This is a genomic window from Pseudomonas emilianonis (assembly GCF_023072625.1).
GTDB lineage: Bacteria > Pseudomonadota > Gammaproteobacteria > Pseudomonadales > Pseudomonadaceae > Aquipseudomonas > Aquipseudomonas paraveronii.
Genome location: NZ_JAKNRV010000500.1, coordinates 1 through 3,019, shown reverse-complemented (window position 1 = coordinate 3,019; position 3,019 = coordinate 1). Strand labels below are relative to the sequence as shown.

At 61.1% G+C, this 3,019-nt stretch carries 3 protein-coding genes and 1 pseudogene; all 4 read right to left on the bottom strand.

Annotated elements, in window-relative coordinates; translation table 11 throughout:
• Positions 1–83: 83 nt before the first annotated feature.
• Positions 84–161: pseudogene (locus tag L9Z73_RS28305) on the bottom strand (MJ0042-type zinc finger domain-containing protein); the annotation flags it as partial.
• Between the two features lie 30 nt (positions 162–191).
• A complete protein-coding gene (prmA, locus tag L9Z73_RS28300; protein ID WP_247408069.1) occupies positions 192–1,070 on the bottom strand; it encodes a 50S ribosomal protein L11 methyltransferase in 879 nt (292 codons plus the stop codon).
• A 282-nt stretch (positions 1,071–1,352) separates the two neighbouring features.
• The gene (accC, locus tag L9Z73_RS28295; RefSeq protein ID WP_247408067.1) at positions 1,353–2,714 is read right to left on the bottom strand and encodes an acetyl-CoA carboxylase biotin carboxylase subunit; all 1,362 of its coding nucleotides are present in this window, start codon (positions 2,712–2,714) and stop codon (positions 1,353–1,355) included.
• A 17-nt stretch (positions 2,715–2,731) separates the two neighbouring features.
• Positions 2,732–3,019, bottom strand: a 288-nt coding sequence (gene accB / locus L9Z73_RS28290) for an acetyl-CoA carboxylase biotin carboxyl carrier protein (RefSeq protein ID WP_247408065.1), incomplete at its 5' end; no start/stop codon positions are given.

Sequence of the window (3,019 nt, the reverse complement as noted above, 5' to 3'; positions counted from 1 at the left end):
TTCGTATCAGACTGCGTCACGTTAGAACTTATCTTTCCAAGCCCTCAAGCTAGCAAATACCTCGGCTCCAGAGCGGTTGTCGCGGCCACGTTCAACTGAGCGTGGCTGACGCGAAAGCGCGTTTGGCAATGTGGGCACTGGGTGACGAAACTGTCGGTCATGCGGCCATCCGATTCAGGCAAGCGCTCATTCTAGCGCCGACGCCCGCTGATGCGTACCCAGCCATCACGATTGGCGATCGGGTCGAGCTCGAAATCCTGTGCATAGGCTGCGGCAACGTCGTCACCCTGTTCGGCGAGGATGCCCGACAGTGCCAGGCGGCCACCCGGCTTGACCAGGCTCGACAACTGCGGCGCCAGGGCCACCAGCGGGCCGGCGAGGATATTGGCCACCAGCACATCCGCCTGCACCTGGGGCAATTGCTCCGGCAGGTACAGTGGGAATTTGCTTTCAGCAATGTGGTTGCGCCCGGCGTTATCGCGGGAGGCTTCCAGGGCTTGTACGTCGATATCGGTGCCGACGGCTTCCTTGGCGCCCAACAACAGGGCGGCAATCGCCAGGATCCCCGAGCCGCAGCCGAAGTCCAGCACGTTGCAATCGTTCAGGTCCTGGCCGTCCAGCCATTCCAGGCACAGCGCGGTGGTCGGGTGCGTGCCGGTACCAAACGCCAGGCCCGGGTCCAGCAGCAGGTTCACCGCCTCCGGTTCAGGCGCGGCATGCCAGCTCGGGACGATCCACAGGCGCTGGCCGAAACGCATCGGCTGGAAATTGTCCATCCAGCTGCGTTCCCAGTCCTGGTCTTCGATGATTTCGCTGTGGTGCTCGGGCAGCGGGGCGCCGGTGAGCAGTTCCATATGGGCCAGGACGCTAGCGGCATCGGTGCCGTCTTCGAACAGGGCCAGCAAGTGGGTGTGGGACCACAGCGGGGTGGTGTTGAGTTCCGGCTCGAAGATCGGCTGGTCTTCGGCGTCCATGAAGGTCACCGAGACGGCGCCCACTTCAAGGAACGCGTCTTCGTAGGTTTCGGCTTGTTCTGGGCTGATGGCGAGACGGACTTGCAGCCAAGGCATGGCGGGCACCTTTGAAAAAAAAATGAGTGTGCAGCGGGGAGGGGCTGCGAAAGCGCGCAAGTTTACGCGAGCGTGGAGAAGAAGACGACTGTGCTGACTGTGCGCCGGTCAAATGTGGGAGGGGGCTTGCCCCCCGATAGCGGTGGTTCAGTCTCAGATAAGTTGACTGACACACTGCTATCGGGGGCAAGCCCCCTCCCACATTTGGTCGGCGTACATCTTCAAAATGGAGGGGCCACAAACAACAAAGCCGCCCGAAGGCGGCTTGGTTGGGTGGAGCACTTACTGGTTAGCCAGTTTGTGTTCCAGGTAGTGAATGTTCACACCACCTTCGCAGAAGCCTTCATCGCGGACCAGATCCCGATGCAGCGGGATGTTGGTCTTGATGCCGTCGACCACGATTTCGTCCAGGGCGTTACGCATGCGGGCCATGGCCTCGTCGCGGGTGGCGCCCCAGGTGATCAGCTTGCCGATCAGCGAGTCGTAGTTGGACGGAACCTTGTAGCCGCTGTACAGGTGCGAATCGACGCGAACGCCGTTGCCGCCCGGAGCATGGAAATGCTTGACCAGGCCTGGACTCGGGATAAAGGTTTTCGGGTCTTCGGCGTTGATCCGGCACTCCAGGGAGTGGCCGTGGATCTTCACGTCGTCCTGGGTGAAGGACAGCTCGTTACCGGCGGCGATGCTCAGCATCTCCTTGACGATATCGATACCGGTGACCATCTCCGAAACCGGGTGTTCTACCTGTACGCGAGTGTTCATCTCGATGAAGTAGAAACGACCGTTCTCGTAGAGGAACTCGAAGGTCCCGGCGCCACGGTAGTTGATGTCGATGCACGCCTTGACACAACGCGCCAGCACTTCCTCGCGGGCTTTCTCGTCGAGGCCCGGTGCCGGTGCTTCTTCCAATACCTTCTGGTGACGACGTTGCAGCGAGCAATCGCGGTCGCCAAGGTGGATGGCGTGGCCCTGGCCGTCGGACAGCACCTGTACTTCCACGTGACGTGGGTTGGTCAGGTACTTTTCCAGGTAGACCATCGGGTTGCCGAACCAGGCAGCCGCTTCGGAGCGAGTCTGCTTGGCCGCTTCGATCAGGTCTTCTTCTTTATGCACCACGCGCATGCCGCGACCACCGCCGCCGCCTGCGGCCTTGATGATCACCGGGTAACCGACTTCGCGACCAATGCGCAGAGCGGTTGTCTCGTCTTCAGGCAGCGGGCCGTCGGAGCCGGGAACGGTTGGCACGCCGGCTTCGATCATGGCGTCCTTGGCCGAGACCTTGTCGCCCATCAGGCGAATGGTCTCGGCTTTCGGGCCGATGAAGGCAAACCCGGACTTTTCCACCTGTTCGGCGAAATCGGCGTTTTCCGCGAGGAAGCCGTAGCCCGGGTGAATACCATCAGCGCCGGTCACTTCTGCGGCGGCGATGATGTTCGCGACTTTCAGGTACGAGTTCGCGGCCAGTGGCGGGCCGATGCAGATGCTTTCGTCCGCCAGTTTCACGTGCATCAGTTCGGTATCGGCCGTCGAGTAAACAGCGACGGTCTTGATGCCCTCTTCCTTACAGGCGCGCAGGATACGCAGCGCGATCTCGCCGCGGTTGGCGATCAGGACTTTTTGCAGTTTCTTCGCAGGTTTCAACATCGAAGGCGCTCCGCGGTTCAAACGATGGTGAACAGCGGCTGGTCGTACTCAACCGGCTGACCGTTTTCTACCAGGATGGATTCGATGACACCGGCTTTTTCGGCCGTGATGTGGTTCATCATTTTCATCGCTTCCACGATGCAAATGGTGTCGCCCACTTTCACGGTCTTGCCGACTTCAACGAAGGCTGGCGAACCCGGTGCCGGGGTGCGGTAGAACGTACCGACCATTGGCGACTTGGCCACGAAGCCATTCAGCACAGGCGCGGCCGGGGCGGCAGGCGCTGCGGCAGCAGGTGAAACTGG

Coding starts and splice junctions, on each gene's coding strand:
- accC (WP_247408067.1), bottom strand. CDS start 2,714: ATGTTGAAACCTGCGAAGAAACTGCAAAAAGTCCTGATCGCCAACCGC.
- prmA (WP_247408069.1), bottom strand. CDS start 1,070: ATGCCTTGGCTGCAAGTCCGTCTCGCCATCAGCCCAGAACAAGCCGAA.